The 24,970-nt window shown below is 70.5% G+C and carries 24 protein-coding genes, 1 tRNA gene and 1 pseudogene; 15 read left to right on the forward strand and 11 right to left on the reverse strand.

Going from position 1 to position 24,970, the window contains the following annotated elements; genetic code table 11:
• Positions 1–18: 18 nt before the first annotated feature.
• The 3 genes from ABZ809_RS04015 to ABZ809_RS04025 all read right to left on the reverse strand — a co-directional run bounded on the left by ABZ809_RS04015 (position 19) and on the right by ABZ809_RS04025 (position 3,075).
• Positions 19–1,332: a reverse transcriptase family protein gene (locus tag ABZ809_RS04015; protein ID WP_357560905.1), complete on the reverse strand. Its 1,314-nt coding sequence runs from the start codon at positions 1,330–1,332 to the stop codon at positions 19–21.
• Positions 1,333–1,735: 403 nt separating this feature from the next.
• Positions 1,736–2,569, reverse strand: a complete 834-nt coding sequence (locus tag ABZ809_RS04020) for a hypothetical protein (RefSeq protein WP_357560906.1) — start codon at positions 2,567–2,569, stop codon at positions 1,736–1,738.
• Complete coding sequence (locus ABZ809_RS04025; RefSeq protein ID WP_357560907.1) at positions 2,566–3,075, reverse strand: SigE family RNA polymerase sigma factor; 510 nt, start codon at positions 3,073–3,075, stop codon at positions 2,566–2,568. The genes ABZ809_RS04020 and ABZ809_RS04025 overlap by 4 nt, the downstream gene beginning before the upstream one ends.
• A 371-nt stretch (positions 3,076–3,446) precedes the next feature.
• On the opposite strand from ABZ809_RS04025, the gene ABZ809_RS04030 reads away from it, so the two are divergent.
• Positions 3,447–3,519, forward strand: a tRNA-Arg gene (locus tag ABZ809_RS04030).
• A 225-nt stretch (positions 3,520–3,744) separates the two neighbouring features.
• Here the strand turns inward: ABZ809_RS04030 and ABZ809_RS04035 are convergent.
• Both ABZ809_RS04035 and ABZ809_RS04040 read right to left on the reverse strand, forming a co-directional pair.
• Positions 3,745–4,239, reverse strand: a complete 495-nt coding sequence (locus ABZ809_RS04035; RefSeq protein WP_357560908.1) for a hypothetical protein — start codon at positions 4,237–4,239, stop codon at positions 3,745–3,747.
• Positions 4,240–4,271: 32 nt separating this feature from the next.
• A pseudogene (locus tag ABZ809_RS04040) lies at positions 4,272–4,427 on the reverse strand (site-specific integrase); the annotation flags it as partial.
• Positions 4,428–4,746: 319 nt separating this feature from the next.
• Here ABZ809_RS04040 and ABZ809_RS04045 point away from each other — a divergent pair.
• Together ABZ809_RS04045 and ABZ809_RS04050 are read left to right on the forward strand one after the other, a co-directional pair.
• Positions 4,747–5,169 carry a hypothetical protein gene (locus ABZ809_RS04045; protein WP_357560909.1) on the forward strand — a complete coding sequence of 141 codons (423 nt, stop codon included), beginning with the start codon at positions 4,747–4,749 and terminating at the stop codon, positions 5,167–5,169.
• 358 nt (positions 5,170–5,527) lie between these two features.
• Complete coding sequence (locus ABZ809_RS04050) at positions 5,528–5,848, forward strand: hypothetical protein (RefSeq protein ID WP_357560910.1); 321 nt, start codon at positions 5,528–5,530, stop codon at positions 5,846–5,848.
• 106 nt (positions 5,849–5,954) lie between these two features.
• Here ABZ809_RS04050 and ABZ809_RS04055 read toward each other — a convergent pair whose 3' ends face one another.
• Together ABZ809_RS04055 and ABZ809_RS04060 are read right to left on the reverse strand one after the other, a co-directional pair.
• Positions 5,955–6,809 carry a sulfotransferase gene (locus tag ABZ809_RS04055; RefSeq protein WP_357560911.1) on the reverse strand — a complete coding sequence of 285 codons (855 nt, stop codon included), beginning with the start codon at positions 6,807–6,809 and terminating at the stop codon, positions 5,955–5,957.
• A gap of 1,084 nt (positions 6,810–7,893) precedes the next feature.
• Positions 7,894–8,628 carry a GNAT family N-acetyltransferase gene (locus tag ABZ809_RS04060; protein ID WP_357560912.1) on the reverse strand — a complete coding sequence of 245 codons (735 nt, stop codon included), beginning with the start codon at positions 8,626–8,628 and terminating at the stop codon, positions 7,894–7,896.
• A 359-nt stretch (positions 8,629–8,987) separates the two neighbouring features.
• Between ABZ809_RS04060 and ABZ809_RS04065 the strand changes: the two genes are divergently transcribed.
• The 6 genes from ABZ809_RS04065 (at position 8,988) to ABZ809_RS04090 (ending at position 14,587) form a co-directional block, all read left to right on the forward strand.
• Positions 8,988–9,482, forward strand: coding sequence for a hypothetical protein (locus ABZ809_RS04065; RefSeq protein WP_357560913.1), 495 nt, complete (start codon positions 8,988–8,990; stop codon positions 9,480–9,482).
• Complete coding sequence (locus ABZ809_RS04070; protein ID WP_357560914.1) at positions 9,479–11,008, forward strand: PrsW family intramembrane metalloprotease; 1,530 nt, start codon at positions 9,479–9,481, stop codon at positions 11,006–11,008. Before ABZ809_RS04065 ends, ABZ809_RS04070 begins: the two co-directional genes overlap by 4 nt.
• 303 nt (positions 11,009–11,311) lie before the next feature.
• On the forward strand, positions 11,312–11,845 hold the full coding sequence (locus ABZ809_RS04075; protein ID WP_357560915.1) for a YlcI/YnfO family protein: 534 nt from the start codon (positions 11,312–11,314) through the stop codon (positions 11,843–11,845).
• Positions 11,846–11,928: 83 nt separating this feature from the next.
• Positions 11,929–12,774, forward strand: a complete 846-nt coding sequence (locus ABZ809_RS04080; protein WP_357560916.1) for a DUF4097 family beta strand repeat-containing protein — start codon at positions 11,929–11,931, stop codon at positions 12,772–12,774.
• Positions 12,775–12,803: 29 nt separating this feature from the next.
• Positions 12,804–13,763, forward strand: a complete 960-nt coding sequence (locus ABZ809_RS04085) for an ATP-binding cassette domain-containing protein (protein WP_357560917.1) — start codon at positions 12,804–12,806, stop codon at positions 13,761–13,763.
• Positions 13,760–14,587, forward strand: a complete 828-nt coding sequence (locus ABZ809_RS04090) for an ABC transporter permease (RefSeq protein ID WP_357560918.1) — start codon at positions 13,760–13,762, stop codon at positions 14,585–14,587. The genes ABZ809_RS04085 and ABZ809_RS04090 overlap by 4 nt, the downstream gene beginning before the upstream one ends.
• A 26-nt stretch (positions 14,588–14,613) precedes the next feature.
• Here the strand turns inward: ABZ809_RS04090 and ABZ809_RS04095 are convergent, their stop codons facing one another.
• A complete protein-coding gene (locus ABZ809_RS04095) occupies positions 14,614–15,453 on the reverse strand; it encodes a DUF4253 domain-containing protein (protein WP_357560919.1) in 840 nt (279 codons plus the stop codon).
• A gap of 636 nt (positions 15,454–16,089) precedes the next feature.
• On the opposite strand from ABZ809_RS04095, the gene ABZ809_RS04100 reads away from it, so the two are divergent.
• Entirely contained in the window at positions 16,090–17,670 is a 1,581-nt protein-coding gene (locus ABZ809_RS04100) for a pectate lyase (protein ID WP_357560920.1), read from the forward strand.
• Between the two features lie 285 nt (positions 17,671–17,955).
• On the opposite strand, the gene ABZ809_RS04105 is transcribed toward ABZ809_RS04100, so the two are convergent.
• Both ABZ809_RS04105 and ABZ809_RS04110 read right to left on the reverse strand, forming a co-directional pair.
• The gene (locus tag ABZ809_RS04105) at positions 17,956–18,690 is read right to left on the reverse strand and encodes an alpha/beta hydrolase (protein WP_357560921.1); all 735 of its coding nucleotides are present in this window, start codon (positions 18,688–18,690) and stop codon (positions 17,956–17,958) included.
• Positions 18,691–18,985: 295 nt separating this feature from the next.
• Entirely contained in the window at positions 18,986–19,837 is an 852-nt protein-coding gene (locus ABZ809_RS04110) for an AraC family transcriptional regulator (RefSeq protein WP_357560922.1), read from the reverse strand.
• Positions 19,838–19,962: 125 nt separating this feature from the next.
• On the opposite strand from ABZ809_RS04110, the gene ABZ809_RS04115 reads away from it, so the two are divergent.
• The 5 genes from ABZ809_RS04115 to ABZ809_RS04135 are packed head-to-tail and all read left to right on the forward strand — an operon-like array spanning position 19,963 to position 24,550.
• Positions 19,963–20,967: an ABC transporter substrate-binding protein gene (locus tag ABZ809_RS04115; RefSeq protein ID WP_357560923.1), complete on the forward strand. Its 1,005-nt coding sequence runs from the start codon at positions 19,963–19,965 to the stop codon at positions 20,965–20,967.
• Positions 20,964–21,782, forward strand: coding sequence for a siderophore-interacting protein (locus ABZ809_RS04120; protein WP_357560924.1), 819 nt, complete (start codon positions 20,964–20,966; stop codon positions 21,780–21,782). Before ABZ809_RS04115 ends, ABZ809_RS04120 begins: the two co-directional genes overlap by 4 nt.
• Positions 21,772–22,761 (forward strand): iron chelate uptake ABC transporter family permease subunit, encoded by a 990-nt coding sequence (locus ABZ809_RS04125; RefSeq protein WP_357560925.1) that lies wholly within the window; start codon positions 21,772–21,774, stop codon positions 22,759–22,761. Before ABZ809_RS04120 ends, ABZ809_RS04125 begins: the two co-directional genes overlap by 11 nt.
• Entirely contained in the window at positions 22,758–23,777 is a 1,020-nt protein-coding gene (locus tag ABZ809_RS04130; RefSeq protein WP_357560926.1) for an iron chelate uptake ABC transporter family permease subunit, read from the forward strand. Before ABZ809_RS04125 ends, ABZ809_RS04130 begins: the two co-directional genes overlap by 4 nt.
• Positions 23,774–24,550, forward strand: a complete 777-nt coding sequence (locus ABZ809_RS04135) for an ABC transporter ATP-binding protein (protein ID WP_357560927.1) — start codon at positions 23,774–23,776, stop codon at positions 24,548–24,550. Before ABZ809_RS04130 ends, ABZ809_RS04135 begins: the two co-directional genes overlap by 4 nt.
• A 31-nt stretch (positions 24,551–24,581) precedes the next feature.
• Here the strand turns inward: ABZ809_RS04135 and ABZ809_RS04140 are convergent, their stop codons facing one another.
• A complete protein-coding gene (locus tag ABZ809_RS04140) occupies positions 24,582–24,953 on the reverse strand; it encodes a VOC family protein (protein WP_357560928.1) in 372 nt (123 codons plus the stop codon).
• Positions 24,954–24,970 lie beyond the last annotated feature (17 nt).

Consider the following 24,970-nt stretch of genomic DNA (forward strand, 5'->3'; position numbering starts at 1 on the left):
TCGAGGCGCTGCGCCGCCTTACGGTGCCGCGAGAGCCTGGGCCAGCAGCGTGGCGAGTTTGGCTGCGCGTGTCGGGTGGTGATGGCCGACCCAGAGAACTCGTCCGACCAGATATTGGACGAAGTCGGGATGGCCGGTCCGGTTCTGTGTGGCGAGGCCGGTGCGGGCGGCGTTGTGCAGGATGGCGCGGAGCCGGTCGTACTCCTCGCGTGGTGTGGCGGGGTGTTGGTTGACGACGAGTCCGGCGAGGAGTTGCTGGTCGGCGCGGCCGCGGACGAGGGTCTTGCCCGGGTGGATCCGAAAGCCCTCGTCAACGGCGATGTCGGTGACGGCGGCGAGCAGCTCGTTGACGCGGCGGGTGGTGAGGTCGCCGGAGAAGGCGAGGTCGTCGGCGTACCGGGTGTAGGTGATCTCGAAGGCGTCGGCGAGGCCGGTGAGGCGGCGGTCGAGTCGGTAGGCGCACAGGTTCGCGAGCGCGGGTGAGGTGGGCGCGCCTTGAGGAAGGTGCCCGGTGCGGAGAACTGCGAGCCGCGCTGCCCGGTACGGCAGGTCGGTGGGTGCCCGGCGGAGGACGGGATGTGGGGTGCGGGTGGTGCAGAGTCCGGTGAGGGTGTGGGCGACGGGTTCGGGGTAGCCGGCGGTGCGGAACAGACCGTAGACGCGGGTGGCGGGGATGCTGGCGAAGAAGGCGAGCAGGTCGACTCGCACCACGACGGGTCGTCCGGTGTGCGCGGCGGCGAAGCTGTGCGCGGAGCGGCCCGGCACGAAGCCGTGCGCGGCTGAGTGGATCGGGATCGGGCCGAGAACCTCGGCGAGGAGCCGTCGTTGTAGGGCGCGGAGCCGGGATTTCGGTGCCTCGATCAGCCGGCCGCGGTCGGCCCATCGGTAGTGGTAGTGGTGCAGCCGTTGGTCCGTGGCGCGACGGTTCATGGCGCGTCGATCGGCGTACCAGTCGAGGTGCTCGACGCTCAGGTCGAGCATCGCGGCCAAGGTTCCGACGGTGTCGATGAGCGGGATGTGCCAGGGGCTGCGGACGGTGCGGGTCGGTGCCACGGGCCGGGTGCGGATGACGATCGGTCGGCCGTGCTGGCGGGCGGCGATGACTGCTGCGCGTAGCGGATCCAGAGTGGTGAGGAAGGCAGCCAGCTCACGGGGCCGGTCGCGTGGTGGGTGGGGATAGGCGACCAGTGCCGCGTCGACGACCGGCCACAGCCACCGCCGCCGGACGCCGAGGACGAGCCCACCCCGATCTACGAGATCGGTGCGGTGCCAGCCGTGGCCGACGAGGAACGCGTCAGCGAGCGCGGTGGCGAGGGCGTGGATGGTGGTCACGGGCAGGCCGGCGGTGGTGGTGGCAGCGTGTCCCGACGATGCCCGGTCGTGCGGGTGCACAGGCTCGCGGAGCGTGCCGACGCACCTGTGGTGTAGTGCCGAGGTGAGTGTGACGTCCCCGGGGTTGCCCCGGAGAGACCGTGACCGCGCCCCGCCTGGGGGAGCGGCCTGGTCAGCTCGGGACACGCTGCCATCCGTGCAGCGTAGCTGCCGTTGCCGCCGGCGTCGTTCATGCCCGAAGGGGCCGCCGTCCCGAACTCTCCGTCCTCCCCGCCCCGGCAGTCTTCAGAACAGCGGTGGCGATGTCGTCAAGATCATCAGGTTGCGCAGTTCGGGAACCCGCACCCGGCGGCTTCCAGCGTGCCGCCGACATCCTGCTGAAGCCCTTCTCGCCGTGCCCGCCCTATTGCAGGTGGAACCTCTCGTTCACGGCGAGGGCCGCCAGCTGCTGCATCGTGAACGGCAACGTCGTCAGGCTCGGCCGCCCGTCGCCGAGGTTCGCGCCCTGCGCCGCGAACACCACCACACCGTCCGGGTGCCGGTAGGCCGCCCACTGGTCGAACCGGTCGTCGCCGCCGGGCCGGAACACCACACCGACCTGCGCCGATGCGACGGTCACCACCTGGCACTCGCCCCCCATGCCCCAGAACTGGCGGGCCAGCGCGCACGGCTCGGCCGGTAGCTGGTTGCCCGCGGTGTGCACCTCGACGAGCAGACGCCCCATCCGCTCACCCTGGGCCAGGGCGGCCGAGGACGAGTAACTCCACACGTCGACGCCGTTCACCTTGTCCTCGAACTGCGCCTGGTACGTCCGCAGCGGCATCCGGTGCGTTGGGTCTTCCGGTGCGGTGTAACCGGCGGGCACGACGGAGATGATCTCGTCGAGCAGCCGCTTTCCCTGGTCGTGCTTGGCACCCGCCCGCGCGGTCCGGTCCTCCTGCGGGCGGCCGTCCGGTCCGGTCGGCCACGGCTGGGCAGACTTGCTCGACGACGGCTGTGGGGCGGCCTGTGGGGCGGGACCTGCCGGGCTGTGGCCGCCGGCACCGGGTGGGACCGCCGTCGCGACGCCGGCGACCGCCAGCACCACCGCCGCCGTACCGGCGCAGGCCCACATCGTCCGGCGGCGGGCGTGCGCGCGCCGGGCGGTGCTCAACATGTCGGTCGCACTCAGCGGCGGCGGCGGGCTCGTGGCCGCCATCTCGCTGCGCAGCGTCTCGCGCAACTCTTCTCCGTTCATCGTCGCCCCTTCTCGCTTCCGCTGTATGTCGGTGACAGGAGACCCCGCAGCGTGTCCAGGCCACGGGAGGCCTGGCTCTTCACCGTCCCCGGCGAGCAACCCAGCAGGGCCGCGGTCTCCTCGACCGACTGGTCCTCCCAGTACCGGAGAACCAGGACCGCCCGCTGACGTGGCGGCACGGCGGCCAGCGCCTGGAGCATCAGCAACCGGTTCTCCGGCGCGTCGGGCGGTGCCGGACGCTCGGCGTCGTCGCCGCCCACCCGCTCCCGCCGCCACCAGCCGCGGCGTCGCTCGTCGAGGAAGGCCCGGACCAGGATCTGGCGTACGTAGGCGTCCAGCACCTCGTGTCGGGAGACCCGGTTCCAGACCAGGTAGAGCTTGGTGAACGCGGTCTGGACCAGGTCCTCCGCCCGATGCCAGTCGCCGCAGAGCAGGTACGCGGTGCCACGCATCGCGTCCGACCTCGCCACGAAGTACTCCGCGAACGCCGTGTCGCGATCGCCCATCCATGCCTCCGATCCCCGTTTCGAGATAGTCACGTCGGGTCCAACTTCCGGGGTTGCTTCCGGGAGCGGAGTTCCTCGTGCCACGACTTGGGGACGGACGCGGAAGCCGGAGCGATGCCAGGTACGGCACCCTGAGCGAGGTGCCGCGCATCGGCTCGCCCACCTCGCGATCTCACTGCGCCGGGCGCCCCACCGAACGCTGGCCCGGCGTCCGCGTCGTGACCTGAGTCGGCGTTCGCCGGTCGCGAGCCGGTGTTCGGTGCTCTAGGCGGGTCCTGGGCTGGGCGAACGGGGGTCAGGGGACGTGGGTGAACGTGGGCCGCTCCCTGCCACCCCAGGTGAACCCGCAGGTCGCTAGACTAGGCCCTCGCGCCCTCGTAGCTCAGGGGATAGAGCATCGGTTTCCTAAACCGTGTGTCGCAGGTTCGAATCCTGCCGGGGGCACCTCGAAGATCAACCAAAACGCTTCCTGAGCAGCGGATACGTCATCGCGTCGATCGGTCGGCCTGTGCAGCCGGCTGCCACCCGTAGCCGCCGTTCGCGGCCCTCCGTGCAGATGCGTGCAATGATCTTGAACGCTCGAACGGCCCTGTTCGTGCAGGTCAGCACCCCCGGCAGGGGCAAGTAGTCGCAGGCCCGCCAGAGATGGTTCGCTCGCCCTCGTGATCATCAGCGACCCGCCAGAAGCCGGAGTTGCGGGGCTTCCCGGCTCACCATGACCGGCGCCGCGCAGTGTCGACAGGACCCGGACGAAGGCCGGACGACGTTGGTCTGGGTGTGAAGCTCGCCCGACTTCTCCGTCTCGGGGCAGTAGTAGCCCAGGTGGTGCCGGATCCAGGGTGCTCGGGCGAGGGCAGCGCCAGGCTCATTTCGCTTGGCGTCGTGGAACGGCGCCCACCAGTAGTCGACCACCGCGCGCAGACTGGTCTGGTCACGTTCTTCGCTGTGGTCCAAGGCCGCGATGCGGCCGGCGGAGTAGTGCTGATCGAACTTGTCATCACCTGAGCAGACTGCTCGATCCGCTCCCACCTCGAAAGTCGTGGTGCGGCCGGTGCGTTGGCAGATGAAGCAGTCCAGGCTCAGCTCAAGTCGGCCGCGCCAGTGGAGGTTATGAGAGGACGTCAGAAGGACGAGGACGGTCGTGACTTCAACGGATCGGAGCACGTCGCGATCCTGGCACGGGCCGCGGGAGTACATCAGCTCAGCGCCGCGTCAATGCGTTCGGTCATCCGGCTGCGGCCGCCGTCGAGGCATTTCGCGTACACCTTGAGCAGCACGTCGACCGAGTGCCCGGCGCGTTGCGCGACCTCGGGCGCCGGCAACCCGGCGTTGAGCCAGAGCGACACCCCGGCGTCCCCGGCCCGAAGGCCGAGGGCGGTAATTCGTACGCCGCCGGACAGCCGCGTATGCATCGGCACCGTGCCAGCCACGGGCCAGTAGCCGATGTCCCAGGCGGTCCCCATCGGTCATGGTCGGACACCACGGCTCCACCGCTGACCAGGCGTTCCGGACGGATCAGGTCAGCCGGCAGCGATCTCCAAACCGGCGGTGTAGCGCTGCTATGGTGCGGCCGTGCCGGATCCCGTGACCGTTGCTGTTCTACTTCGCCCGCTTCTGGGCCGACGACTGCATGCGGTTACCGAGGCGCGGCATTGGTACGACCACCGACCAGTGGCGGGAACTGCTGGTCTGCTGGTCTTCTGGCTGCACTTCGAGGGAGCGCCAGTCATCATGGCCCACGGCTGCGGTGAGCTGCTGAAGCTCACAGAGGAAATGCCCTACTCGTCGTACGACATGCAGGAGTGCGGGCGGACGGTGGTCGGACCGGTCCAACCCGCAGACCTGCTCGGCGAGGTGGTTGGGCAACGCCTCGTCGACGTGGGACTCATCCAGGGATACAGCACGGTGCCGGCTGTCGGTGGGCTCCTGCTGCGCTTCGATCGGACCGAGCTGCTCGTCGCGACCCTGGCGGACGAATGGGTCTGCCAGCCGGGGCCGATCCCGGACGGACTCCGGCAGTACCTGTCGATCATCGGTTGGCTGAGCAGCCCCGCGCCTACTGCCGAGGGCAGTGACGTCGGAAGCCTGCTGTAGGGCAGTGCCGATGGCTGGAACGCTGTACGGTCCGACCGTGGCAAACCCAGCGCTGAGTGCCCCTACCGCGCCTTCACTGGCAGCCGCTTTCCCCGCCTACCTCCAGCGGGACGTACAGGCCGTCTTGAAGCTTCTGCCCCCGTCCGGCCTGGAACCGGCGTTGCCGTTCCGTGTCACCGTCGACGGGCACCCGGTCATTATCCCGTACCGCATGTACCACCCTGAACCTCAAGCCCGTGTGGAGGGTGTCCTGTCGCCGACCCAGTCGGCGATCCTCAACTGCCTCTATACGCGTCACCACGACGGTCGGGTGCGGCAGCGACGGCTTGGGCACGTGCTGAGGTTGAACGAGCCGTGGGTGGTCCCGTTTGTGGTCCGGCTGGTCGGAGAGTATGTCCTGGAGATCGTGCTCGACATCCGCCGTGAGCTTGTCGAGATCCATGATCCCTGGACTTCGCAGCACGCCGTCTACGGCCAGGTCCTCGCCGCGAACCCGTCGTTCGTCGCCAACACAGCTCAGCGCGTGGCAAGCTACTGGGCCTGCTACCGGCATCTGTACTCCGACCGCCGCTACTACCCCGGATCCACACTCATCGAGTCCATGCGAGCCGCGGCCAGGTACTACAGCATCCCCACGAGGACGCGGCATCCTTATATATCTAGACAACCCACCCCCTAGTCCACCTCCCACCCACCCCTCGTGGTGAGGGCAGGTGCGGTTGAGGTTGTCTACCGGGCGTTCGAGGGGTGCGACGCGGCGTCGTCGAGGTGGCGAACCAAAGCCGTCACTCGTATCCCATGGCCGGGATGACCTTGCCGAGTGCCTCTGCGATGTGCTCGCGGGTTTCGTCGTCGAGTTGGTCGTTGCGGTTCGTCAACTTGTGCGACTGGAACGTCGAACGGGTTTCGAAGTCGTCGACGTCGAGCCGTTCGAACAGGGCGCGGCGCTGCCCGGGCCAGTCGGCTGCGAGATCTTCTGCTTTCACCTCGATGTATCGCCTGCCCGTCAGGTCGACCGTGTTCTTCCAGGTGAGCCATCGGTGGTAGATCGGCTTGAGGTAGGCGAGCGCGCCGTCGACGGTGGGCGGTGCCCATGGCTGGGCCAGGTGGGATGCGAGCACTGAGACCGGGTGACGCTTGATGTGCACGATGGTCGCTTCGGGGACCAGTTCCCAGAGGAACTCCATGCACAGCAGGTTGAACGGTGTCTTCTCGCACCAGGTCGGCTTGCCCGCGTCGGCGGCTGCTCCGCCGAACAGTGTGTCGACCAGGCCCCGCAGGATTTCGAGCAGTCCGCCCCGGTCGCTGAAATACCTGGGAAGTACCCGCCGGCGGCTCAGCGGCTCGAATGGCCCGGCCGGCCGGTCGGCGTTTCCGAAGCCTTCCGCGGGCGCAGGTTCGTCGTATGTGTACGCGATCAACTGCGGCCAGAGTTGTTGCACCGCGTCCCGGTACCGCCGCTCGCCGACCAGCTCGGGAACGGTCTTGCCGCGATCGTCGCGCCGGCCGGGCACTCGTACGGTGAGGAAGTCGCTCAGCCGGTGCAGGGCGTCCTCACCGACGGTGGGGTCGTATCGATCGGTGAGCGCGTCCGCCAGGTCCCGCAGGCCACCCGGGTCGATGAGGAACCGGGTCTCCATGGGGATCCGATGGATCAGGGGATGTTCACCGATGATGTCGGCGATCCGTGACGTTCCTGAACGACCCGTACCCGCAACGAAGATCGGTGAGGGGGAAGACATGGCGAGCAGTCAAACCCGCAGCCCGGCGCCTGTGCAAGGCATTTATCCCCTTCACCTGCTGCTACGGGCCGGACCCGCGCGCCGCCGCGTCGAGTGCGCGCGTGCGTGCCGGACGTCTCCTCCGACACGCGAGCATCGAATTGTCGAAGCTCGTCATCGCAGTGCGCTTGACGGGTTCTGCTGCAGCGGAGTCCTGGTGTGCCACGATCGCCTCCACCACGTATCGACGTCGGGACAGGTCGGTCATCGGAGATCAACGAGCGCCCGGTGGCGACGTCGTCTGTTGCCTGAGTGCACAGTCAACGAGTGCGGAGGCGAGAAGTAGTTGTCCACAGACATGGGGGACCGCGACGACGATGCGTTCCTCGCCTGGCGTGATGCGATGTGTCAGCTCACCTCGGGCCAGGAGGCAGCGAGATCGTGGCGGCGGAGCAGGTACAAGTTCGCACATCGGCTCGGTGCGGCACTGGTCGGTGCCACCGGGGCCGGTGCCGCGATCAATGGGCCAGTGGTCTACGGCGTCTGGCTCCGGTGGGGCCTGCTCTACGTGGGCCAGACCCGCGAGGCGGAGCGACGGTTACGCGATCTTCCAGTGGGGGAGAGCCACCATCTCGCCAACACCTTCCCGCCCGAAATCTGGCACAGGGTTGTCGTAGTCGCTTGGCCGAGGCTCCCGGAGGCCCAGCCCCTGGCCGCGAGACTCGGGGTCGACGTCGTGGGCTTGGCGCTTGAGCACGCCCTGCAGGGCCAACTGCGCCCACTCATGAACTCAGAGCGGCGGACCCCGGGCGGCGGATGGCGGGACGTCATGTGGGAAGGCAGCAGGTCGCGCGGCGCACGTAAGGCTCACGAGGTCGTTGAGCTCGTCCAGGCGGTGCGCAGGGTCTGGGACGCTGCGGCCTGTCAGCCTGGCGGAAAGATCGCGACATCGCCTGCATGCCGAGTGGTCTTTCCCGAGGAGTTTCTGCCTGTGGAGGGGTGATTATCGCTGGCAGCTCCGGCGCCATCGAATCTCGCCTTCGTGCCATTCGTCGGTGGGCGTCAGCCCGGCAGCGGCGGCGACGGCAGCGGATGCCCGATGGTCGGGGTGGATATGGGCGATGATGGTGGGGATCGGCTGCTGGCTGAGCCAGTCGACGAGTCCTCGGGCAGCTTCGGTGGCGATGCCCCTTCCCTGCCAGGCGGTTCCGACCACCCAGGCGATCTCGGCGATAGGGCCGTGCGCGGAGGGGCTGATCGTTGCCTGGACCGTGCCTGTCAGGCAGGCCTCGTCCCGGAGCCGGATCACCCAGTTCAGCCAGGAGACGGCCGGATCGGGAGAGCCAGCGGTCATGCGCTGGTAGCGCGAGCGCAGGGCTTGCGGGGTGTCCGGAGTGCCACCGGTGAAGGTGTGCAGTGCTGGATCGGACAGCACTGCGGCCATCTCCTCGGCGTGCTCGACGAGAAGCGGCAGCAGGTCAAGCCGCTCTGTGGTGATGCTCTGGGCCGCGATGGCGGTCACGCGGGGACCGCCTCGGGGCGATCGACCAGGTGGCCACGTTCGGAGCGGGTGCCGGAGCGGACCGGCCGCGGGTCGGGCGAAGCCGTCACGCACCGACAGGCGGCGGCTCTGGGCGTGGACTTGGTCGGTGTGCGCGGCGATGTGGGCGGCGACCTCGGCGTCCATCGCGGCGGCGAGCAGCCGCAGCGCCCCGTCACGCAGGATTCCGCCGATCAACGAGGCTCCGACCGCAGTGGGGACCGGCGAGGCTGATGGGCAGGGTTCCTCTGATCTGCCTACGGTGAGCGCGGGCGTACCCTCTGACGCGCGTTCGCGCGCGGGCCTTGCTCGATACCTGCCACGGGCCATCCCTGGAAGGTACGCCCTCCCAAGGTCACCGCAGGGACTGCTCTGCTCGACGTCACGTCGTCACGAACGGAAGCCCGCATCACCTCGCGGCGCCTTCGAAGGATGGCACCCGCAGAGCCGCCGATGATCGTTGGCCCGGTCTCCGACTCCGACCGCCGGAATCGGACGCGCACCCGAACGCGCACATTCGTCGCAACCAATTGGATAGAGTGACCCACCACAGTGGAGTGGAGGCGACGATGCCAGACGGTTCCGAGCCCGCCGAGGCCCGCTTGCCGGTGCGCGTGGTGACGATCCTCGGCCTGTTCTCGGTGGCCGTACTCCTGGTCGCAGGCGCCGCTCTCGTCGTGACCTGGCCGACCGCGCCGCATCGCTCTTCGTACCTGCCGATCCGGCTGCACGCATACGATCCGGCAACCGCGCGGGTCGAGGTCGCCCCGCAGGTGACTTTCCGGCAGGGGCAGATTCCGGCCGCCGCGATAGCTGAGCCGGTGACCGGATCGCTGATGTCGGAGCGGGTGCGGGCGACTTGGTACGACAAGGTCGGCTACCAGACCAACAGTGTCGACCTTGCAGAAATCAATACATTGCGGACCAGTCCGGTGCCGTTGAGCACCACCTCGGCGGTGCCCGCCGGGACGTACCAGTTCGTGCTGGCCACTATCCGGGGCGACCGGGTGGAGGAGGTGCTCGCCTGGGTGCACGTGGAGATCGAGCGATGACCGGACAGGCGCCCCCGACGAGCGGCCCGGGTCGGGAGGAGTCCGAACCGGCCGGCGCGTCGCCGCCCGCGGCGGAGACGGCGGAACCGCAGCCGGTGGAGGTGCCGCAGCCTCGTCCGGCCCCGCCGTCGGCACCTCGCCCGGTCGTGCCCGCGCGGCCCGGCCCGACGGTGCCGGCGGATCCGACGGCGTACCGGATCGACCGGCTCGCCGCCGCTCTCACCATCGGCGAGGCGTTGCTGGTGTTGATCGCCATGGCGTCACTGGTGGGGGTGATCCGCAACGACAGCCCCGAGGTTCGTGTCCTCGGCATCGTCAACATCGTGGTCATCGGCATCATGATGCTCGCCGCGGTCGTCGCCGCTGTCGTCATCGTCGCGGTCTCCGTCAGGGGCGGCTCTCCACGTGCCCGCTTCGTGACCTGGGCGGTCAGTGGCGCACTGGTGTTCGCCGTACCTGGCGTGCTGCTCCTGCTCCTCACCCTCCTGCAGGCCGGCATCGCCTGGCGGGGCGCGCTGCTGAGCATTCCGACGACCATCTTCGCGCTGTGGACGTTCCGCCGGATGCAGCGGAACCGTAAGCCGCCGTGGTGGCTGCTTCTGGTCGCCTTCGCCTGGGGTCTGCTGGTCGCCGCGTACTTCGCCCAGATCGTCGAGGGGGTGCTGCACGTCGTCATCACGGCGGAGGTGCTGCCGGGCATCGCGGCGATCATCGGCCACTCGGCAGCCGCCGCGTTTCCCGAGGAGTTGGGCAAAGGGGCCGGCGTGATCGTGATCGTGCTGCTGTTCTGGCGGCGGATCGACGGGATGCTCGGCGGCATCGTCGTCGGCGCCTGTGTCGGTATCGGCTTCCAGTTCGCCGAGTCGATGACCTACATGATCGGCAGCTTCGACACGGTTCTCTATCAGCACTGGTACCGGCAGGTGACCGGGCTGTTGATCAGCCACGCCACGTACACGGGGATCATCGGCGCCGGGGTCGGCCTGGCCATGCAGTTCGTCGACTGGCCGCGTCGGGTGCTCTTCACCGGTGCCGGCTTCGCCGTCGCCATCGCGGCACACCTGGTCTGGGACGTTTTCGCCTTCGGTCACCTCTACTGGGAGTCCGACGACTCCACGCTTCAACTGTTCGTCGTGCAGCCGCTGAACCTTCTCGTCCTCAAGGGCCCGGCCTTCGCCGTCCTTCTCTTTCTCGTCGTCGTCGCGCTGCGGCAGGAGACCAGGTTGCTGCACCGGCACCTCCAGGCGGAGGCGGGCACCACCTTCGGTGCGGTCACCCCGGCCGAGGTGCCGGTGTTGGTGAACGCGCCGCTGCGCTTCCGGATGCGGCTACGGGCGCTGTGGCGGGGCGACCATCAGGCGTACGCCCGGGTGAAGAGACTGCACGCCGCGCAGCTTGACCTGGCGTTCGTCCGATGGCGGCGCGAACGGGGCGATCCGCAGCCGCCGGGAGCCGAGGAGTCGCTGCGACACCGGATCGGCCGACTCAGGAGCGAGCCCGCCGCGCATCAGGATGAGCGGCTGTAGGCCGATGCCGCGGCCCAGCTGACCGGCTGCCGGAACACCACGGGCGCCGGATCCGACCGCGACGGATGTGGGGGATCGCGCGCCGACCTGCTGCGCCGGTCACTCGGGGGCGGTCGGCGTGGGTCGCTCGCGCTCGCCCTGCTGGCGGCCTCCGCCGGCATCGGCTGGAACTTCGGGCCGGAGCGGCATCGGTGGCTCGGGCAGGTCTGCGATGACAGGCCGAATCCCGAGCAGTGCCATCCTGGTGCCATGTCTGAGCCAACATGGCTTGCCGATGGTGCCACCGTGTGCCATCATGGTGCCATGGACTTGACCTCGTATGTGAACAACCTCGGACGCGAGTTCGCCACCCTCGCCGAAGCCGGCGGGGATGAGGCGCGTGCGCTGGTCGAGCGCCTGACCGGGTCGCTCGAGTCGGCGATCCGGATGACCCTGCTGGACGCGTTGTCGGCCGCCGCCGACGAGATCACCCGGGACCTGGCCCCGGGCTCGGTGGAGCTGCGCCTGCGCGGTCGCGACCCGAACTTCGTCGTGACCGCGCCACCCGTCGAGCCGCTCGGTCCCACCGCCCAGGAGGCCACGGCGGCCGTCGGCGGCGCGCCGGACAGCGAGCTGCTGATCGCCGAGGACGGCCCCGCCGCCCGGATCAACGTACGCCTGCCCGAGCAGCTCAAGGCGGCGGTCGAGGAGGCCGCGGCCAGGGAGGGGCGATCGGTCAACGCCTGGCTGGTCCGGGCCGCGGCCGTCGCCTTGCAGCGGGCCGACCGCGATCAGCGTCACGAGCCGCGCGTCGGCGGGAAGCGTGCCCAGCAACGCTTCACCGGCTGGGTGCGTTAGCCGCACCGCGCCCTCTCCTCACTCTCACCCTCACGTCCCCGACCTGCGGGGACGACTCACCCACCCATGATGCGGGGACAACCATGCCAATTTTCGAAACGCCCGAACCGATTTCCGTCACGCTCGAACTCGGCGTCGGCAGCGTCCGAATCGCCGCGAGCGACCGGACCGACACCGTCGTCGAGGTCCGCCCCAGCGACGAGACCGACGAGTCCGACCTGAAGGCCGCTCAGCAGGTCCGGGTCGACTACACCAACGGCACCCTCCGGGTCACCGGTCCGAAGGCGCGCGCTTTCGACTTCTCCCGCAAGACCAGATCGGTCGACGTGTCCATCGAACTGCCCAGCGGATCCGCGGTGTCGGCCGAGCTGCAGGTGGGCGGCTTCCGCGGCGCCGGCCGGCTCGGGGAGTGCCGGCTCAAGACCTCCGCCGGCAACGTCTGGCTCGAACGCACGGGCCCGCTGCGCCTGGACACGTCGGCCGGTCACGTCACGGTCGACGGCATCGCGGGCAACGCCGAGATCCACACCGGCTCCGGCAAGGTCGAGATCGGCGAGGTCGAGGGCACCGCGGTGGTCAAGAACTCCAACGGCGACACCACGATCGACGCGGTCACCGGCGACCTGCGGGTACGTGCGGCCAACGGCGCCATCCGCGTCGAGCGGGCCGGCTCCGGTGTCGACGCGAAGACGTCCAACGGCGATATCCGCCTCGGCCAGGTGGCCCGTGGCGCGGTCGTGCTCGGGACCGCCATGGGCGACCTGGAGATCGGCATCGCCGAGGGCACCGCCGCCTGGCTCGAGGTGGACACCGCATTCGGTCAGTTGCGCAACCTGCTGGAGAACGCCGTCCGGCCCGAGGAGGCCGACGAGACCGTCGAGGTGCGCGGCCGCACCTCCTACGGCGACATCACCATCCACCGATCCTGACCCGCTTGCGGCCCTGAGAAAGGCAACCAATGACCCGTACGCAATCCCGGCCGGCCATCGCCGCGACCGGGCTACGGAAAGCTTTCGGCGACCATGTCGTGCTCGACGGTCTCGATCTGAACGTGCCACCGGGAACGGTCTTCTCGCTGCTCGGCGCGAACGGTGCCGGGAAGACCACCACCGTCAAGATCCTGTCCACCCTGCTCGGCGCCGACGCCGGCGACGTCCGGGTCGCCGGGCACGACGTCGCCCGCGAACCGGACGCGGTGCGCGCCGCGATCGGCGTCACCGGTCAGTTCTCCGCGGTGGACAAGCTGCTCACCGGCGACGAGAACCTGCGGCTGATGGCGGATCTGCACCATCTCACCCGGGGCGAGGGCCGTCGGCGCGCCGCCCAACTGCTCGAACAGTTCGACCTGACCGAGGCGGCGGGAAAGCCGGCATCGGCCTATTCCGGGGGAATGCTGCGGCGGCTCGACCTGGCGATGACCCTGGTCGGCAGACCGCAAGTGATCTTCCTCGACGAGCCGACCACGGGACTCGACCCGCGCAGCCGCCGGGACATGTGGCAGATCGTCCGGGATCTGGTGGCCGGTGGCGTCACCATCTTCCTGACCACGCAGTACCTGGAGGAGGCCGACGAGCTGGCGGACCGGATCGCGGTCCTCGACCGCGGCCGGGTGGTCGCCGAGGGAACCGCGGAGGAGCTGAAACGCCGCATCCCCGGTGGGCACGTCCGCCTGCGGTTCGCCGACCCGCAGAGCCTCGACGCGGCCATGAGCCTGCTCGACGAGGCCTCACGCGAGAACGACTCCCTCGCCCTGCGGGTGCCCAGCGACGGCAGCCTGCGCTCGCTGAAGACCCTGATCGGTCGGCTCGACGACCGGGCCGTCGAGGTCGACGAGCTGTCCGTGCACACCCCCGATCTCGACGACGTCTTCCTCGCCCTCACCGGCAACTCCACCCACGAGAAGGTGACCACCCGATGAGCACTCCCGCCCTCACCGGCCCGGCTCCGGCAGGCCTCCGTTTCCATCCGCTACGCGACTCGGCGACGATGCTGCGCCGCAACCTCACCCGCATGCTGCGGTACCCGTCGATGACCGTGACGATCGTCGGGATGCCCGTCGTCTTCCTGCTGCTGTTCGTCTACGTGCTGGGCGGCACGCTGGGTGCCGGGCTCGGCGGGACGGTCGGCGCAGCCGGCGGGCGCGCCGCGTACGCCAACTACGTGGCGCCCGCGATCATCCTGATGACCGTGACGGCCACGGTCCAGGGAACCGCGATCTCCATCGCCATGGACATGACCGAAGGCATCATCACCCGGTTCCGCACCATGCACATCGCCCGCGTATCGGTGCTGACCGGACACGTCCTGGGCAGCATGATCCAGACGATGATCAGCCTGGCGATCGTGATCGGCGTGGCGCTGCTGGTCGGCTTCCGGCCCACCGCCGGGCCTGGCGCCTGGCTGGCCACGGCCGGTTTCCTGATGGCGGTGACCTTCGCGCTCGTCTGGTTGTGCGTCGCGCTCGGCCAGGTGAGCAAGAGCGTCGAGACCGCGAGCAACCTGCCCATGCCGCTCGTGCTGCTGCCCTTCCTCGGCAGCGGGTTCGTTCCCACCGACTCCATGCCGGCCGGTCTGCGCTGGTTCGCCGAGTACCAGCCGTTCACGCCGATCATCGAGACCCTGCGCGGCCTGCTGATGGACAAGCCGATCGGCAACAACGCGTGGATCGCGCTCGCCTGGTGCGCCGTGATCGCGCTGGGCGGGTACCTCTGGTCGAAGCGACTGTTCGACCGCGAGTCCTGACCGCCGGCGGAGCCGCTGGTCAGGACTCAGGGGCGGTCGTGCAGGAACCACGCGTCGCTTCGGGTCACGGCAAGCGCGAGCTGCCACGGGGCCATCTGCAGATTGCCGCCGACGGCCAGGAGCTGCTTGGCGAGCTGCCACGCCTGTTCGCCGGGCTCCGGCTGTCGGGTGACGACGAACTGCAGCATGGTCGACCAGCAGGCCACCAGCTCGGCCCCCCACTGCCGTTCCCACTGCCGGATGGCCGCGGCGAGTCCTTCCGTTCCCTGCGGGCGGGTGGCTCCGAAGTAGCTGATCCAGGCAGGTGCCAGCCACTGCGTGGACGTCGGCAGCAGTACGAGTTGCACCTCTCGTGGCGTGTACCAGGTTCGGGTGCCGACGAAGCTTGCGGCGATCCGGTGGCCGCGCTCCGCGAGTGCCGGATCGGTCAGTAACAGCTCCCAGATCCATCGTTCGATCGCTGTACGGGTCGTCGGCAGTGTCAACTCACGTCGAGCCAGTGGACCGAGGTCGACGTTCAGCGAACTGGTCAGGTGCCTGTCCAGTGCCTCCTCGGAGATCGGCTCGTCGTCGTGCCAGCGTCGATAGACGGACCACGGGTCCAGAGTGCGGGCGGCGTGGGCCAGCGCAGCGACCTCCTCGGCCGTCGGCTCGTGACAGAGCTCGCCGGGACCGGTCAGGATCGGCCAGCGGCCGGTCTCCGGCAACGCCGAGCGCGCCGCTCGCCACGCGTCGAGGAGCTGTTCCGGCACTACGCCGGTGATCAGGAAGGTGTTTCCGATGCCCTCCTCCACCGGATGCCCGTCCAGAGCCGTTCCTCGTAGGGCCGCGGCGATCTCGTCAGGGTCGTCCATCACCGGCGTCATGTGCGCGACCGTAGCCCGCACGTCCGACACGCAGGTGCTGCCTCGCTGCCTGCGAGGGCCGCGCTGCCGCGGCGGAATCCGCCGCCTGCGCCGGTCAGTGGCGGTGCAGGCGGCGGCAGCGCGGCCGCACCGCGTACGTCGCCTCGGCCTTGGAACGCCGGCAGCGGGCCGCGGGCGCCTTCTTATTGTTCACACGCAGGACATTGCCCCGTAATCCGGACGTGCCCTTGCCAGGCCAATAGACAGCTCCCTATCCTCGCTGTGGAAAGCGCTTTCCAGAACGCACCCGGATCGTCCAGGTGGACGGCGGACCTCGCCCCCACCTGCAGCGACTTGCGCCCTGAGCCGCTACCGATCCGTCGCGGGGGGCTCCACCCAGGACGTCGACGCGCCACGGAACGAAGGGTGTACGCCATGACGAAATCGCGTCTCGGTGACCTTCGAGGGCGACGCTGACGAGTCGTCCGCCCAGGTCGCGGCAGCGAGCGCCGACCGGATCGGCAGCGGGACAGAGCGTCCCCGGGCAGGCAACGAGCGGCCCGGCCGCAGGCGACAGGTCGGCGGGCCCGACGGCCGCCGGACCGACCACGGGACTTGGCAGCAACACCAGCATTCGAGGACGAAGGTGAGGCAAGGATGAGACGACCAGTCGCACTGCGACTCCAGGCGGCGCTGGCCACGACGGCCATCGGGGCCGCGATCGGTGTGGCGCTGCTGCCGACGCACCAGGCGTCGGCGGCGGCCGGAAGCGCCACCGGCTACGCGACCCAGAACGGCGGGACCACCGGCGGCGCGGGCGGGCAGACCGTACGGGTCAGCACGGGGACCGGGATCCACACGGCCCTGTGCACCCGGGCGAGCAGCAGCACCCCGATCATCATCGAGGTCCAGGGCACCATCAACCACGGCAACACCAGCAAGGTGTCGGGCGACAGCTGCAACACCGCCGACGGCGTGATCGAGCTCAAGCAGATCAGCAACGTCACGATCATCGGGGTCGGCAGCGGTGCCGTCTTCGACCAGTTGGGCATCCACATCCGCGATTCCAGCAACATCATCATCCGGAACGTGACCGTCCGGAACGTCAAGAAGTCGGGCTCGCCCACGTCCAACGGTGGTGACGCCATCGGCATGGAGAGCACCGTCCGCAACGTCTGGGTCGACCACGCCACCCTGGAGGCCTCGGGCGGGGAGTCGGAGGGCTACGACGGTCTCTTCGACATGAAGGACAACGTCCAGTACGTGACCCTGTCGTACAGCATCCTGCGCAACTCCGGCCGGGGTGGCCTCATCGGGTCCAGCGAGAGCGACCGCTCGAACGGCTTCGTCACGTTCCACCACAACCTGTACGAGAACATCGACTCCCGTACGCCGCTGCTGCGCGGCGGCATCGCCCACATCTACAACAACCACTACGTGAGCCTGCACGAGTCCGGCATCAACTCCCGGGCCGGCGGCAGGGCCAAGGTGGACAACAACTACTTCCGGAACTCGAAGGACGTCCTGGGCACGTTCTACACCAGCGAGGCCGGCTACTGGCAGGTCAGCGGCAACATCTTCGACAACGTGACCTGGTCCGCCCGCAGCGGCGACAACAACCCCGCCGGCCCGAACCCGGTGTCCAACACCACCGTCAGCATCCCGTACTCCTACCGCCTCGACGGGGCGAACTGCGTGCCGGACATCGTCCGCCAGACGGCCGGCGCCAACACGGGCCTGCGGGAGTCGGACGGCAACTGCACGCCGCAGTCGCCGTCGCCGTCGCCGACCACCCCCACGCCGGGCCCGACCAGTCCGACGCCCGGGCCGACCAACAGCCCCACCCCCGGGCCGACGACCCCGCCGCCGAGCGGGAACAACCTCAGCATCGGCGCCGGCTCCGACGGTTCCAGCAAGGCCGACGGTACGAGCTACGGCAACGTGCGGGACGGCAGCCTGAGCACCTACTGGTCCCCGTCGGGCGCGACCGGGGACATCTCGATCAAGTGGGGCTCCGCGACCGCGGTGTCCCGGATCATCATCCGTGAGCCGTCGGGCACCCAGGGCAGCATCGGGTCCTGGCAGGTCGTCAACCACGGCACCGGCGCCGTGCTGGCCTCCGGCAGCGGGGCGGGCACCATCACCTTCGCCCGGACCTCGCTGACCAAGATCACCTTCAGGATCACCAGCTCGGGCGGCGCGCCGAAGGTCGCCGAGTTCGAGACCTACGCCGGGTAACGCTCCAGATCTACGCCGGGTGGCAGTACCCGGACCGGGGCGGGGGTCGTCAGCCGACGGCTCCCGCCCCCGCCGTCCCGGACGGCGTGCCGCCCCGGCCGGAACCGCGTTCCCGGTGCGACGACAGGCGGGCCGGACGCGACCGCGAGTGGCGAATGACGTACCGGTGCCGTGACCACGAGCGTTTACGGTGTTGGTTGACACGCCGTCGGCCGGCGTTGCGGCGGTCAGGCTGTGACGGTGGCGGGTCCCGTACGCGTGCGGCATCCGGTCGAGGTCACAGCACTAGCGCAGATGCCGGGCGAAGAACCTGGCTGCGTCGTCCCCTGCGGACTGCGGGACGCCCGTGTGTCCGCCCATGTTGGCGTGCAGCGTCTTTTCTCTGGACCCGAAGGCGTCGAACAGGTCCAGGGCTGCTTGCCGGTCGTTTCCTTCGTCGTCCCACTGCAGCAAGACGTGCAGCGGAATGGTGACCTGGCGAGCCTCCTCGAACATGCTGCGAGGCACGAAACTCCCGGCGAACAGCCCGGCGGCCACGATGCGCGGCTCGACCAGCGCCAGCCGGATGCCGACGGAGATCACTCCCCCCGAGTACCCGACCGGGCCGCCGATTTCCGGCAGCGACAGCAGGGCATCCAGGGCGGCCTGCCATTCCGGGACCGCCCTGTCGACGAGCGGGAGGACGAGGGCGTCGATGATCTCGTCGCTGACCGGCTCGCCGGCCGCCAGGGCCCGGCGCAAGTCGGCGCGGGCCTGCTCGGCGGCGGCCCATCGAGGCCGGTCACCGCTGCCGGGAAGCTCGATGGTGGCCGCGGCGAAGCCCTCCGCCGCGGAGTGCCGGGCCCGAGCCACCAGGCGGGGATACATCTTGCGCAGTCCGAGCGGGGGGTGACCGAGCAGGATCAGCGGGACCGCTGCGGACGCGGATCCCGGCGTCCACAGGATGCCGGGGATCTCGCCGAGGGTGAATTCGCGTTCGACGACCCCGTCATCGAGGCGCTGTTCAGCAGTGAATCGCATGGTCGTGCCTTTCGGGAGTGCTCACGAACGGCGCTCCCGGACGACCTATCGCCCGACCGTGACCCCAGAGGGGAGCACCCATGTCGAAACGTTCACGGGTACCACCTCCTCGGTCTCTCGCACGGTCCCCGAGAAACTAGCAGCGGCCACCGTGATCCGCCGAACGCTTTTTCGGCGCAGGCTCCCATCCTGCCGACCACGGAGCGCGGGGTCGACGGCGCCGCCACGGAGCGGGAGCAGCGAGAAGACGGCGCCGCCACGGAGCGGGAGCGGCGAGAAGACGTACGGCGTCCCGCTACCGCCGGGCGGGGGGCGGCGGCAGGGGTGGGAGGTCGTCGGCGCCGTCCCCGGTGTGGATCCTCGCGGCGGCGCGACCCGGCGTGCAGCCGTACTCCCGGGCGAAGGCGGCGATGAAGGCGGACGGGCTGGCGTACCCGATGCGGTGGGCGACCTCGCCGACCGGCCGGGTCTCCAGCAGTGCCAGTGACGCTCGCAGGCGCAGCCTGGTCCGCCACTGCGAGTACGACATGCCGAACTCGCGGGCGAAGTCGCGTTGCAGCGTCTTGACGCTGACGTGCAGGCGGTCGGCCCACTCGTCGAGGCGGGTCGGGTCGCCCGGGTCGTGTGCCAGTGCCATGGCGACCGTCACCGCGACGCCCTGGCCGCCGGCCGGCCGGTCGCCGACCGGCGGTGACGACGGGCCGAGCCCGGCCATGATGCGGCGGCGGTCCACGGGCGCGTCGCGCTCGTCGTACTCCCGGTCGGTGAGGGCGAGGACGAGCCGGGCCGCCTCGGCGTCGATGGCGACGGCGCCGGCGCGCAGCCCGTCGAGGGCGGCGGGCACCTCGCGCAGGCAGATCCGGTAGACGGTCTGCCGGTCCGCCGCCCGTACCTCGTGGGTCACCGCCCGGTGGGACCAGAAGGCCTCGTCGGGGCCGATGAAGCTGGTGTGCCGGCCGTGCTGGGCGGAGAGCAGGCCGTCCGGCGACCAGTAGACCTGGTGCAGGAAGTCCTGCCGGCTCTCGCCGAGCGCCAGCCGGGTCACCGAGCGGTAGCGCAGGACGAGGATGCCGTCGGGCCGGCCGAGGCCGTAGCCGAACTCCTCGCAGCTGACCGGATCCGCCGTGAGGGGATCCGTGACGGTCACACTCTGACCTCTCCCCGACATGGGTTGACCTCTCCTCGACATCCCGGAAGCGCAAGTAAGGCTAGCCTAAGCTTCGCAGCCCAGCGGGGTTGCCACCCCCCTGAAGCCGTTCGAAGGATCAGTAGATGTCCGTACGACAGCACTGGCGTCTGACCGTCGCCGCCGCCGTGGCGCTCGCCGCGCTGGCCGGCTGCGGGTCGGACGGCGCCGAATCCGCCGCGACGTCCGACGGTGGCTCCGGCACCCGCGTCTTCGCCGCCGACAACGGCGAGATCAGCATCCCGGCCGACCCCAAGCGCGTCGTCGCCACCGGCTACGCGGTGCCGGCCCTCATCGAGGCGGACGCCGCCCTGGTGGGGATCTCGACCTGGAAGCGCGGCCTGGCGATGATGTCGGAGCAGGACCGGGCCACCTACGACGGGCTGCCCAAGGTGGCCGGCGAGGCGGCTGCGGAGACCAACTACGAGGCCGTCGCCGCCGCCAAGCCGGACCTCATCGTGATCGGCGTGCCGCAGCCGGCCCTCGTCGACATCGACATGAAGCGGCTGGAGAGCATCGCGCCCGTCGTCGCGATCGGCCCGACGGTGCCCGACGCCTGGCGCGAGCTGTCCCGCCGCCAGGCCGACGCCGCCGGCCGCACGGCGCACTTCCAGGCGGCCAAGGAGGCGTACGAGAAGAAGGCGGGCGAGCTGAAGGCCAAGTACGGAGACGCGCTCGCCGGCCTGAAGTTCGGGCACCTGGGCGGCTACGGCGACGCGGCCAAGGGCACGTTCCAGCGCGAGTTCGCCAAGGCGTGGGGCACGAACATCGCCCAGGACGTCGGCGTGACCTACTACGGCGAGGTCAAGGAGAAGGGCGGCGGCGGGCGCGACGTGAGCGAGTACCCCGCGATCGAGGAGCTGCCGGAGAGCCTCGGCGAGGCGGACGCCATCACGTACACGGTCCAGCCCGACGGCACCCCCGGCGAGTCGGTGAAGCAGGTGCTCGACTCCGCGCTGTGGAAGAACCTGCCCGCCGTGAAGGCCGGCCGGGTGTTCCCGCTCCAGTACACGGAGGCGGCGACGTACGAGTCGGCCCTCAAGGCCCTCGACTCCGTCGACAAGGCGCTCGCGCCGCTGCTCGCCCGATGACCATCGATCGTCACGACCCGGCCGGGCGGGTCGCCGCCCATCACCGCGCCGGCAGCGGCGTGGCCCGGATCGGCTACCCGGTCGGGGTGCGGAGCGTCCGGATCGTCGCCCGGCGGCAGTTGACCCCGCGCATGCTGCGCCTGACGCTCGGCGGCCCGGGCCTCGCCGGCTTCCACACCTACCAGGCCGACGACCACATCAAGATCGTTTTCCCCGATCCGGACGGCACCCGGCGCGACCCCGTCCAGAACCGGGAGGGGACGCTCGACTGGCCCAGGCCCTCGCCCACCTCCCGCAAGTACACCGTGCGCCGGTACGACGCAACCGCCCAGGAGATCGACCTGGACTTCGTGCTGCACGACGGCGGCGTCGCCTCGACCTGGGCCGCGTCGGCGGCGGTCGGCGAGGAGGTGACGATCGCCGGGCCGCCCGGGGCGAAGGCGTTCCCGCACAGCTACGACCACTACGTCTTCGCGGTCGACGGCACCGCGCTGCCGGCCGTCGGCCGGTGGCTGGAGGAATCCCCGGCCGACGTGTCGGCCCACGTCGTGATCGAAATCGACGACGCCGCCGAACGGGACTACCCGCTGGCGTCGCGCGACCGGGTGGCGGTGACCTGGCTGGTGCGCGAGGGCACCCGCTCGACGCTCGCGGAGCAGGTGCGGTCGCTGCGCCTGCCGGCGGTCGGGCGGACCTTCCTCTTCGCGGCCGGCGAGGCGACCGAGATCAGGCCGCTGCGCGCCTGGAGCCGGGACCGCCTGGACTCCCTGATCACCGGTTACTGGAAACGCGGGATCGCCGGGCTTGAAGACTGACCTGTCCCGGCGGGCGCCCCTCCTGCTCGTGTCCGCCGCGCTGCTCGTCGTCGCGGCGGGCGCGAGCCTGGCCGTGGGTGCCCGCGCCGTCGCGGTGGCCGAGGTCTGGCGGGCGCTCACCGACTTCGCGGGCACCGCCGACCACCTCGTCGTACGCGACATCCGGCTGCCCCGCACGATCCTCGGCGTCTGCGTCGGCGCCGCCCTCGGCGCGGCGGGGGTGCTGATCCAGGCGCTGACCCGCAACCCGCTGGCCGAGCCCGGCATCCTCGGGGTGACCGCCGGGGCCGGGTTCGCCATCAACCTGGGAGTCCTGGCCGGCGTCGCCGGGTCGCAGTCCGGGCAGGTGGCGCTCGCGGTCGCCGGCTCCGCCGTCGCCGCGGTCGCCGTCTACGCGGTCGGGCGGGCCTCGCCGCTGCGTCTGGTCCTCGCCGGCGTCGCGCTGAGCTGGGTCCTGATGGGCGTCTCCCTCGGGCTGCGGCTGACCTTCCCCGACGTCTTCGACAGGTACCGGTTCTGGTCGGTCGGCGCGCTGGCCGGCACCGAGCAGACGCCGCTGCTGCTGCCCGTGCTGGTGACCGTGGCCGCCCTGGTCGCCGCGCTGGCCGCGACCCGGCCGCTGAACGCGCTGGCCCTCGGCGAGGACGTCGCCCACGCGTTGGGCGCCCACGTGACGCGCATCCGGGTCGCCGTGCTGGTGCTGGTCACCCTGCTCACCGGCGTCGCGACCGCCGTCGCCGGGCCGATCGCGTTCGTCGGCCTCATGGTCCCGCACCTGGCGCGGCGGATGGCGGTCGACTCGATTCCGTGGATCATGGCGTACTCGGTGCTGCTCGGGCCGGTCCTGCTGCTCGTCGCCGACGTCGGCGCGCGGGTGCTGCTGCCCACGGGCGAGGTCCCGGTGTCGATCGTCACGGCGTTCCTGGGCGGGCCGGTGCTGATCTGGGCCGTCCGTCGCTACGGGGCGGCGGCGCTGTGAGCACGCTGACCCTGCGGGCGGGGCCGGTCCTGGTCGAGGTCGAACGGCGTACGGCCGTCGTGTCGTCGGGGCTCGTCGCGGTCGCGGCGGCGCTCGCCCTGCTGGGCCTCTGCCACGGCCAGGACTGGGCCACCCCGGCGGAGGTGGTCACGGCCCTGTTCTCCGGCGGCGAGTCGGCCTTCGTGATCCGCGAGTGGCGGCTGCCGCGGGTGGCCGCGGCGCTGGTCTTCGGCGCCTCGCTCGGGCTCGCCGGAGCGGTCTTCCAGAACCTGACCCGCAACGCGCTGGGCAGCCCCGACGTCATCGGCCTCGACGCCGGCGCGTACACCGGTGCGCTGGTGGCGATCACGCTGCTGAACGGCACCGCCGGGCAGCTCGCGGCGGGCTCGGTGGCGGGCGGGCTGCTGGCCGCCGCGGTCATCTACCTGCTCTCCCTGGACTCCGGGCTCAGCGGCCTGCGGCTGGTCGTCGTCGGGATCGCCGTCAACGCGATGCTCACCGCGTTCAACTCCTGGGTGGTGCTGCGGGCCGAGATCGACGTGGCGCTCGCCGCGACCGGGTGGAACGCCGGCTCGCTCAACGGCGTCGACTGGGCCGAGGTGCGGCTCCCGTTCGCCGTCATCGGCCTGTTCGCGCTGCTGCTCGTCGTCGTCTCGCACGCCATGCACCAGGCCGCGCTGGGCGACGAGGTCGCCCGCACCACCGGCGTACGCCTGGGTCGGCTCCGGCTGCTGATGGTCCTGGCCGGCGTGGGGTGCACCGCGACCGTGACCGCCGTCGCCGGGCCGGTCGTGTTCATCGCCCTCGCCGCGCCCCAGATCGGCCGTCGGCTCGCCCGGGCCGTGGGCGTGCCCCTGGTGCCGGCGGCGCTGACCGGCGCGGTGCTGCTGCTGGCCGCCGACCTCGTCGCGCAACTGCTGCTGGCGCCGGTCGCGCTGCCGGTCGGCGTGGTCACCACGGCGATCGGCGGCTGCTATCTCATCTGGCTGCTCGGCATGGAGGTGAAACGACGGTGAAGAGCCGCCTGACCGCGGAAGACGTCACGCTCGGCTACGGCGAGCGGGTGGTGTCGACGCGGGTGAGCCTGGCCGTCCCGGACGGCGCGTTCACGGCGATCGTCGGGCCCAACGCGTGCGGGAAGTCGACGCTGCTCAAGGCGTTCGTCCGGCTGCTCACGCCCTCGTCGGGCACGGTACGCCTCGACGGCCGGGACGTCGCCGCCCACCGGCCGAAGCCGTTCGCGCGGCAGGTCGGGTTCCTGCCCCAGGGCCTGGTCGCGCCGGAGAACATCGTCGTCCGGCGGCTCGTCGCCCGGGGCCGCTACCCCCACCAGTCCCTGCTCGGCACCGGCTCGGCGGCCGACGAGGAGGCCGTCCGGTCGGCCATGGCGGTGGCCGGCGTCGCGGACCTGGCCGAGCGGCCCGTCGAGGAACTCTCCGGCGGCCAGCGGCAGCGGGTCTGGATCGCGATGGTGCTGGCGCAGGAGACGCCGTACCTGCTGCTCGACGAGCCCACCACGTTCCTCGACATCACCCACCAGTACGAGCTGCTCGCGCTCTTCGCGCGGCTGCGGGACGAGGGCCGCACGATCGTCGCGGTCCTGCACGACATCAACCAGGCGTGCCGGTTCGCCGATCACGTCGTGGCGATGAAGGACGGTCGGGTCGTCGCCCAGGGGCCGCCGGCCGACGTGGTGGACGCGGACCTCATGCGGGAGGTGTTCGGCCTGCCGAGCATGGTGATGCCGAACCCCGCGACCGGCACCCCGATGGTGGTGCCGACCGTGTAGCCCGCCCGCGGCCCGTCCCGAGTGGTCGCCCTCAGTCCTGACCCCAGACCAGGCAGAACGGATGCCCCGCCGGGTCGGCGTAGACCCGGTAGCCGCGGGAGTGGCGGCCGCCGCCCCGGAGCAGGGTCGCGCCCAGCCGGAGCACCGCCTGCTCGGCCTCCTCGATGTCGTCCACCTCCACGTCGAGGTGGACCTGTTGCGGGAAGGTCGGATCCGGCCACTGCGGCGGCTGGTAGTCGGCGACGCTCTGGAAGCAGAGGCGGGGATGGCTGTCCGGGCCCCGCAGCGTCACCCAGTCCCCGTCGCTGTCCGCCCACTCGAGGCCGGTCAGCTCGACGTAGAACTCCGCCAGCTTCTCGGCGTCCGGACAGTCCAGGACCACCGAGTGCAGTCGACCGATCATCTGACTCCCCCGTCATC

The sequence above is a fragment of the Micromonospora sp. NPDC047074 genome, assembly GCF_040643815.1.
Lineage (GTDB): Bacteria > Actinomycetota > Actinomycetes > Mycobacteriales > Micromonosporaceae > Micromonospora.

Coding starts and splice junctions, on each gene's coding strand:
- ABZ809_RS04020 (WP_357560906.1), bottom strand. CDS start 2,569: ATGAACGGAGAAGAGTTGCGCGAGACGCTGCGCAGCGAGATGGCGGCC.
- ABZ809_RS04025 (WP_357560907.1), bottom strand. CDS start 3,075: ATGGGCGATCGCGACACGGCGTTCGCGGAGTACTTCGTGGCGAGGTCG.
- ABZ809_RS04055 (WP_357560911.1), bottom strand. CDS start 6,809: ATGGAGACCCGGTTCCTCATCGACCCGGGTGGCCTGCGGGACCTGGCG.
- ABZ809_RS04070 (WP_357560914.1), top strand. CDS start 9,479: ATGACCGGACAGGCGCCCCCGACGAGCGGCCCGGGTCGGGAGGAGTCC.
- ABZ809_RS04075 (WP_357560915.1), top strand. CDS start 11,312: ATGGACTTGACCTCGTATGTGAACAACCTCGGACGCGAGTTCGCCACC.
- ABZ809_RS04080 (WP_357560916.1), top strand. CDS start 11,929: ATGCCAATTTTCGAAACGCCCGAACCGATTTCCGTCACGCTCGAACTC.
- ABZ809_RS04085 (WP_357560917.1), top strand. CDS start 12,804: ATGACCCGTACGCAATCCCGGCCGGCCATCGCCGCGACCGGGCTACGG.
- ABZ809_RS04090 (WP_357560918.1), top strand. CDS start 13,760: ATGAGCACTCCCGCCCTCACCGGCCCGGCTCCGGCAGGCCTCCGTTTC.
- ABZ809_RS04095 (WP_357560919.1), bottom strand. CDS start 15,453: ATGACGCCGGTGATGGACGACCCTGACGAGATCGCCGCGGCCCTACGA.
- ABZ809_RS04100 (WP_357560920.1), top strand. CDS start 16,090: ATGAGACGACCAGTCGCACTGCGACTCCAGGCGGCGCTGGCCACGACG.
- ABZ809_RS04105 (WP_357560921.1), bottom strand. CDS start 18,690: ATGCGATTCACTGCTGAACAGCGCCTCGATGACGGGGTCGTCGAACGC.
- ABZ809_RS04115 (WP_357560923.1), top strand. CDS start 19,963: ATGTCCGTACGACAGCACTGGCGTCTGACCGTCGCCGCCGCCGTGGCG.
- ABZ809_RS04120 (WP_357560924.1), top strand. CDS start 20,964: ATGACCATCGATCGTCACGACCCGGCCGGGCGGGTCGCCGCCCATCAC.
- ABZ809_RS04140 (WP_357560928.1), bottom strand. CDS start 24,953: ATGATCGGTCGACTGCACTCGGTGGTCCTGGACTGTCCGGACGCCGAG.